The organism is Mesorhizobium sp. M7A.F.Ca.ET.027.02.1.1 (assembly GCF_004022985.1).
In the GTDB taxonomy this organism is placed as follows: domain Bacteria; phylum Pseudomonadota; class Alphaproteobacteria; order Rhizobiales; family Rhizobiaceae; genus Mesorhizobium.
Genome location: NZ_RZOL01000301.1, coordinates 1 through 7,602, shown reverse-complemented (window position 1 = coordinate 7,602; position 7,602 = coordinate 1). Strand labels below are relative to the sequence as shown.

Sequence of the window (7,602 nt, the reverse complement as noted above, 5' to 3'; positions counted from 1 at the left end):
CTCGACGACATTGGCCGGCAGCGTCGTCAGGCCGGTCAGTGCATTCTCGAAAATCGGCAGCAGGCCATAGAGAAACAGGGCGATCAGTGTCGGCTTCTCGCCGAAGCCGACGGCCGGTACGGCAAGCGCCAGCACCGCCACCGGCGGAAAGGTCTGACCGATGTTGACGAGGCTGCGCGATAGCGGCAGGAATTCAACACCGACCGGCCTGGTGACCAGGACGGCAAGCGCCACCGCAACGATGGTTGCCGCCACGGTGGCGATCAGAACCGTGCGTAAGTGCAGCAGGGTCAGCGTCAGCAGACTGCCCTGGTTGTAGATCACCGGCGCGTTGTTTTCGGTCAGCGGCTTCAGCAGCGGCACGAACCACCCGGGATTGGTGACGAAGGCGACAAGCAGCACCACCAATGCTAGCCTGAGCAGCGATGGAAGCCAGGCCTTCATGCCGGCCTCGCCGCACGCTTCACCAGCCCTTCGATGGTCACGCGGCCAAGCGGCTTGCCGTCGGCGCCTTTGACCGGCAGCGCCGGCCGGCCCGACCACAACAATTCGGCCAGCGCGTCGCGCTGGCTCGCATCGCCGGGGATCGCCTCACCTTCGGCGGAGCCCTTCTCCACGGCATCGCGGACCCGGCCGAGCGACAGCAACCGGAACGGCCTTTCGCTGGCGCCAACCAGGGTCTCGACGAAGGCGCTTGCCGGCTTTGCCAGGATCTCGGCCGGCTTGGCGTATTGCACCAGCTTGCCGGCATCCATGACCGCGATCTTGTCGCCCATATGCACGGCCTCTTCCATGTCGTGGGTGACGAGGATGATGGTGGTGCCGAAGCGCTTCTGGATCGCCAGCAGATCTTCCTGCGCCTTGGTGCGGATGATCGGGTCGAGGGCGCCGAACGGTTCGTCCATCAACAGCACGTTGGGTTCGGCGGCGAGTGCGCGGGCAACACCGACGCGCTGCTGCTGGCCGCCGGACAGTTCGTGCGGGTAGCGAGGCCCGAAGGCTTCGGGATCGAGCTGATAGAGCGTCATCAACTCGTCGACCCGGGCCTTGATACGGTCCTTGTCCCAGCCAAGCAGCACCGGCACGGTGGCAATGTTCTGTGCCACCGTGCGATGCGGAAATAGGCCGTGGCCCTGGATAGCGTAGCCGATGCTGCGGCGCAGCTCGTAGCCGGGCAGCGAACGATTGTCGGCGCCGTCGAGCTTGATGATGCCTGAGGTCGGCTCGACCAGCCGGTTGATCATGCGCAGCAGCGTCGTCTTGCCGGAACCGGACGTGCCGACAATGACGGCGATGGTGCGCGGCTCGATGACCATCGACACGTCATCGACCACGGTCGTCGCGTCATAGCGCTTGGTGATGCCTTCGATCTCGATCATGCCGTTTCAACCCTGCGCCTGGTGGCGGTCATTTCGATCACCGCATCGAGGATGATGGCGGCGGCAAAGGCGAGCGCGACCGTTGGCACCGCGCCAAGCAGCACAAGGTCCATCGCCGTCTGGCCCACACCCTGGAAGACGAACACGCCGAAACCGCCGCCGCCGATCAGCGCGGCAATGGTGGCGAGGCCGATGTTCTGCACCAAGACGATGCGGATGCCGGTGAGGATGACAGGAAAAGCCAGCGGAAACTCGACGCCGAACAGGCGCTGCCTGTCGGTCATGCCCATGCCGCGCGCGGCGTCGTTGGCGGCGCGCGGCACGCCGGCGAGACCGACCACGGTGTTGGCCACTACCGGCAGCAGCGAGTAAAGGAACAGCGCCACAAAAGCCGGTGCGGTGCCGATGCCGCGAATGCCGAGCGCGGCAGCTCCCGGCACATGCGTGGCAACCCAGCCGAGCGGCGCGATCAAAAGGCCGAACAGCGCGATCGAGGGAATGGTCTGGATGATGTTGAGCACGTTGAGAACGCCGGCGCGCAGACTTTCGACACGATGGCAGAGAATGCCGAGTGGCAGGCCGACGACCATCGCCGCAAGCAGCGACCCTAGCGCCAGCGTTACATGCTTGGAGCCCTCTACCCAGAAACTGCCGGCGCGGTTGAAATATTCCTTCAGGATCGACAGATTGTCCCAGCTTCCCGAAATCAACAGCAGCCCGATCGCCAAAGCCGCGACCACAAGCACGCCAACCCGCGCCAATGGCGACAGGTTCAGCCTTGTCAGCACGTCGGCGAGCAAAAGCGTGAAGGCAAAGATCAGAATCCAGAAACCGGAGGCTGGCGAAACTCTGGCGAAGGTGTTGCCCGCCGGCGTGAGAAATGTTCCGGCGACACCGATCAGCAGCGCAAGCGCGGCAAGCGCCATCACGCTGGCGGCAAGGCGCAGCACAAGTGGTGTCTTGAACAGCGCAATGAGTGCTGCGGCGACAATGATGGCGAGCAGCAGCGTTCCGGTCGTTGCCGGCAGCGCATCGAGAATCGAGCGCGCCTGGCCGGGGACGATGCGGTTGGCACGGAACGTGGCAAAGGGGGCGGCGAAGGCCGCATATGCTGATATCGCGGCGATGACCACGCCGAGCTTGTCGAAGCGGCTGTTCACGCTCTGCCCCGTCAGTCGATCCGGCGCGCCACGAAAGCGACGCGCCGGAATCCTCCTACTTCAGGAAGCCGTTCTTCTTCAGGAAGTCCTCGGCGACGCCCTTGACCGGCTCGCCGCCGACCTGCACGCGACCGTTCAGCTCCTGCAGCGTGACGAGGTCGAGCTTGGCGAAGACCGGCTTCAGCAGCGTCTCGATCTCGGGATGCTCCTTCAGCACCGCTTCGCGGATGATCGGCGCCGGCTGGTAGACCGGCTGCACGCCCTTGTCGTCGTCGAGCACGACGAGCCCGGACGGTGCGATGCCGCCATCGGTGCCGTAGACCATGGCCGCATTGGCGCCGTTGGTCTGGTTGGCGGCCGCGGCAATGGTTGCCGCCGTGTCGCCGCCCGAGAGCGTGATCAGCTGGTCCGGCTTCAGCGTGAAGCCATAGGTGGTCTGGAAGGCCGGCAGTGCAGCCGCCGAATTGACGAACTCGGCGGAAGCCGCCAGCACCACCTGTCCGCCGCCCGCGACATATTTGCCGAAATCGGTGAGCGTGGCGAGCTTGTTGGTTTCGACGACTTCCTTGCGCAGCGCGATCGCCCAGGTGTTGTTGGCGGGCGACGGCGACAGCCAGACGATCTTGTTGGCGTCGTAGTCGAGCTTCTTGGCCGTTTCATAGGCCTTGGCGGCGTCTTTCCAGACCGGGTCGTCGGCCTTTTCGAAGAAGAAAGCGGCGTTGCCGGTATATTCGGGATAGATGTCGATCTCGCCGGCGGTGATCGCCTTGCGCACCACCGGCGTGCCACCGAGCTGGATACGGTCCGATGTCTTGATGTTGTTGGCGTTGAGCACGAGCTGGATGATGTTACCGAGCACGCCGCCCTCTGTGTCGATCTTGGAAGAGACAACCACCTGAGCATTGGCGGAAGCCACCGTGATGCCGAGCGCCAATGCCGCGCCGGCCAGAAACTTGACTGAAAACATTGTGAAACCCCTTGCTATGAACCGAAACGCGGTGACCGCATATGAGCATGGCTTCAACGGCCAGTCGGGGCACACGGTTTCATAACAGTAGGTACAGACGCAATATTTTTGTTCCGAAGCGGTAAATTCGGCCGACATCGTGCTGACAGCGCCGTGTCAGGTGAAACGGCGGATGGATCAGGCTTCAGCTTTGCGCAAGCTCGTCAGCTTGAGCGCGCCGAGCGCCACGAAGCACAGGACGGTGACCGGAAAGACCATCCAGTTCAGCATCTCCCAGCCCCAGGCGTTGTAGACCATGCCCGACATCAGCGAGGCGCAGGCGACGGAGCCGAACAGGACGAAGTCGTGGAAGCCTTGCACCTTGCCCTTTTCCGACGGCCGGTAGGTGGCGGCAACCATCGCGGTCGCGCCGATGAAGCCGAAGTTCCAGCCAAGGCCCAGCAGGATCAGCGACGTCCAGAACTGCCACAGCGCCAGGCCGGACAGAGCGACAATGGCGCAGCCGATGAGCAGGATCAGGCCGGTGGCCACAATGCGTTCGGCGCCGAAGCGATGGATCAGCGAGCCGGTGAAGAAGCTTGGCGCGAACATCGCCATGACGTGCCAGGAGATGCCGAGCGTCGCGTCGTTTTCCGAAAGGCCGCAACCGACCATGGCCAGCGGTGCGCCCGTCATGACGAAGCTCATCAGCGCATAGCTGCCGACCGCGCAGAAAAGCGCGGCGACGAAACGCGGCTGCGTGATGATTTCAGCCAGTGGTCTGGCGTCGCTGTCGGCGATCTCCACCTTGCCGGATGCTTTCGCCGGCAGCCGCAGGAACGACAGGATGATGGCGCCGACGGCGGCCAGCGGCAGGATGGAGATGAACGAACCGGCAAACATGACCGGCGGAAGCAATTCGCGGGTGAAGATGACGATCTGCGGCCCGAGGATGGCGGTGACGACGCCGCCGGCCAGCACGAAGGAGATGGCGCGCGCCTTGAATTCAGGCGGTGCGTTGTCGGCGGCGCCTTCGTCCAGCAGTTCCGCTTTGCCGCCGACACCGATCGTGAGCAAGCCGAAGGCAAACAGCCAGAAGCCGCCCTGAAAAAGCGCCAAGGAGGCGATCAGGCCACCAAGCGCCGTGACGATCGTGCCGGTCATGAAGCCGCTTCGCTGGCCCATGCTGCGGACGATGGCCGCTGCAGGCAGCGCGCCGAGCGCCACGCCGATGTTGAAGCCGGTGATCGGCGCTGTCGCCAATGACTTGTCGGGACCAAGCAGATATTGCCCGGCCAGCGCGCCCACGGAGATGGCGATGGGGGCCGCCGAGCCGATGATCGCCTGCGAGGCGGCGAGGATCAGCGCGGTGCGGCGCGCCTCCTGACCGGTCTCGAGGGCGATCGCCGTCATGATGCGTCCTTGCCGCGCCCCTCGCCACGCACCCGGCGAGACACACGGTCGAGCACGGCATTGACCAGCTTCGGCTCGTCTTCCTCGTAGAAGGCCTTGGCGATGTCGACATATTCGGAGACGATGACGGCGACGGGGACATCCTCGCGCTTCATCAGTTCGTAGACGCCGGCGCGCAGGATGGCGCGCAGCGTCGAATCCAGCCGCGACAGGGGCCAGTCCTCGGTCAGCGCCTGGCGGATGATCGGATCGATGGTCTTCTGGTTCTCGACGACACCCGCCAGGATGGCGCGAAACCATTGCGCATCGGCCTCGCGATAGAGCGCGCCGTCAACTTCCTTGCCGAGACGAAAGGCCTCATATTCGGCGGTGATCTCGAAGACACCGCTGCCGGCGACATCCATCTGATAGAGCGCCTGCACGGCGGCCAGACGGGCAGCGCCGCGCTTGTTGGCGTGGCGCACCGTGGGCTGGCCGGGCGAAGCGGGTTCGCTCACGATCGCGCTCCCAATTGTTCCTTGAGGGCAATCATGGTCAGCGCCGCACGCGCGGCAAAGCCGCCCTTGTCGCCTTCCGAGCGCTTGGCGCGAGTCCAGGCCTGGGCGTCATTCTCGGTGGTGAGGATGCCGTTGCCGATGCAGACAGAGTCCTGCACGCTCAAATCCATGAGCGCTCGGCTGGATTCATTGGCGACAATGTCGAAATGATAGGTGTCGCCGCGGACGACGGTGCCGAGCGCGACAAAGCCGTCATAATGTGTGCCGCCTTCCGTTGCGCCGTCCAGTGCAAAGGTGATCACCGCGGGGATCTCGAGCGAACCTGGAACGGTGATGACATCATAAGTCGCGCCCGCTTCATCGAGCGCGCTTGTCGCGCCATCGAGCAGCGCGTCGGCAAGGTCGTCATGAAAGCGCGCTTCGACAATGAGCAGATGCGCCTTCGCCTTCGGACGAATGAAGGCTTTGCCGTGTTGGGATGTACCAGCCATAAAAGTCTCCGGGGAGTTGCCGGTGACTTAGGCCGAAGCCGGGTTCATCGCAAGCGAAGATGTTGCGCACGCCCGGTTTGCCGACCTATTCAGGTTCACCAACCTCGTTTTTGAGATGGCCGTCGAGGCTCTCAACCCAAGCCAGCACGGCCTGATGATCAATCACACGACCAGCGTCCACATCGGCCAGAGCCTCGAGCGTCCGTCGCCGGTATTCCCCCTTCCGGTACAGCCGAGATCCGTCTATTCCTGACCATCAAAGCCCCTCTTTCGTCGCCTCCACCAGCCGCGCCGCGTAGCGGGCCATGGTGTCGATCTCGAGATTGACGCGGTCACCGACTTTGCGCTCACCCCAAGTGGTCACGGTCAGCGAATGGTGGATCAAAAGCACGTCGAAGCGCGCGCCTTCGACCTTGTTGACGGTGAGCGAGGTGCCGTCGAGCGCGACCGATCCCTTGGGCGCAATGAACTTCGCCAGGTCGCGCGGCGCCTCCAGCGTGAAGCGCACCGCGTCGCCCTCATCCTTGCGCTCGACGATTTCGGCCATGCCGTCGACATGGCCCGAAACGATGTGGCCGCCGAGTTCGTCGCCGATCTTCAGCGCCCGCTCGAGATTGACTTTGGTGCCGGATTTCCAGCCCGAGGCCGTGGTCAGCCGCAAGGCTTCCTCCCATGCTTCAACCTCGAACCAGCGCGCATTCGAGCCGCTGTCGGGCAAGGCCGTCACCGTCAGGCAGACGCCGCCGCAGGAGATCGAGGCGCCGATGGCGATGGTCTGCGGGTCATAGGCTGTGTCGATGCGCAGCCCCACCCCTTCCCTGAGCGGCTTGACGGAAGCGACAGTGCCGACATCGGTGACAATTCCGGTAAACATCGGTGTTGATCCCTAGAGGTCTCTTATCCACTCGGCGTAGCTGTCTTCGCCGAAACGCATGTCGCGCAGCTTGCGAAATCCTGCCGGGATATGGTCGGCGTCGATTGGCGATGCAATGCCGTCGTCGCCGATCGCTTCCGGCCCCTGGAACAGCACAATGCGGTCGACCAGCCCATCGGCCAGGAAGGCGCTCGCCACCCTGGCGCCGCCCTCGACCAGCACGCTGGCCATGCCGAGCGCGGCCAGATCCTCGAGTAGTTCCGGCAAGGCTACGCCGCCCTCGTGCGTTTCCGTGCCGATGAAGCGGACGCCGGCGCGTTCGAGTGCTGCGCGCCGCAGCGGATCGGCCTCCAGGCAGGCGGCGACATAGAGCGGCACCCGGTCGACGCCCGAAACCAGCTTCGAGGCCTCCGGCAACCGGATCTGGCGGTCGAGCACGATGCGGGCAGGCGAACGGTTCTCCAGCCCCGGCAAACGCACCGTCAGGGCCGGATCGTCCTCAAGGGCCGTGCCGATACCAACCAGTATGCCATCCGCCTCGGCCCGCATCAGATACACTTCGCGGCGCGCGATATCTCTGGTGATCGACACCTGCCCACCGCCTTCCCTGCCGATCTTTCCGTCGCTGGAAAGCGCAAGCTTGAGAACCACTTCTGGGCGTTTTCTCAACGAACGAATCAAATAGCCGGCCATCTGCTCGGAGGCTTGCTCGGCCAACACCTTCTCGACCACCTCGACACCGGCGGCACGCAGGATCGCGTAGCCCTTGCCGGACACGCGCGAATCGGGATCGCTGGCCGCACCGACGACGCGCGCGGCGCCACCGCTTACGTCACGCTGGA

At 64.3% G+C, this 7,602-nt stretch carries 8 protein-coding genes and 1 pseudogene; all 9 read right to left on the bottom strand.

Annotated features, from left to right (window positions below; genetic code table 11):
- Positions 1–444 (bottom strand): annotated as a pseudogene (locus tag EN749_RS25980) (ABC transporter permease); the annotation flags it as partial.
- Positions 441–1,379, bottom strand: a complete 939-nt coding sequence (locus EN749_RS25975) for an ABC transporter ATP-binding protein (RefSeq protein WP_128364224.1) — start codon at positions 1,377–1,379, stop codon at positions 441–443. The pseudogene EN749_RS25980 and the gene EN749_RS25975, both read right to left, overlap by 4 nt.
- Entirely contained in the window at positions 1,376–2,539 is a 1,164-nt protein-coding gene (locus tag EN749_RS25970; protein ID WP_128288393.1) for an ABC transporter permease, read from the bottom strand. Before EN749_RS25970 ends, EN749_RS25975 begins: the two co-directional genes overlap by 4 nt.
- Positions 2,540–2,594: 55 nt before the next feature.
- Positions 2,595–3,506: an ABC transporter substrate-binding protein gene (locus tag EN749_RS25965; protein ID WP_127397086.1), complete on the bottom strand. Its 912-nt coding sequence runs from the start codon at positions 3,504–3,506 to the stop codon at positions 2,595–2,597.
- 177 nt (positions 3,507–3,683) lie between these two features.
- Complete coding sequence (locus tag EN749_RS25960; RefSeq protein ID WP_128364223.1) at positions 3,684–4,898, bottom strand: MFS transporter; 1,215 nt, start codon at positions 4,896–4,898, stop codon at positions 3,684–3,686.
- Positions 4,895–5,395, bottom strand: coding sequence for a transcription antitermination factor NusB (gene nusB / locus EN749_RS25955; RefSeq protein ID WP_127322245.1), 501 nt, complete (start codon positions 5,393–5,395; stop codon positions 4,895–4,897). Before nusB ends, EN749_RS25960 begins: the two co-directional genes overlap by 4 nt.
- The gene (gene ribH / locus EN749_RS25950; RefSeq protein WP_127810701.1) at positions 5,392–5,886 is read right to left on the bottom strand and encodes a 6,7-dimethyl-8-ribityllumazine synthase; all 495 of its coding nucleotides are present in this window, start codon (positions 5,884–5,886) and stop codon (positions 5,392–5,394) included. The genes nusB and ribH overlap by 4 nt, the downstream gene beginning before the upstream one ends.
- A 256-nt stretch (positions 5,887–6,142) precedes the next feature.
- Positions 6,143–6,760 carry a riboflavin synthase gene (locus EN749_RS25940; protein WP_127810702.1) on the bottom strand — a complete coding sequence of 206 codons (618 nt, stop codon included), beginning with the start codon at positions 6,758–6,760 and terminating at the stop codon, positions 6,143–6,145.
- Between the two features lie 12 nt (positions 6,761–6,772).
- A partial coding sequence (locus EN749_RS25935; protein WP_145991007.1) for a dihydrofolate reductase family protein occupies positions 6,773–7,602 on the bottom strand: 830 nt, incomplete at its 5' end.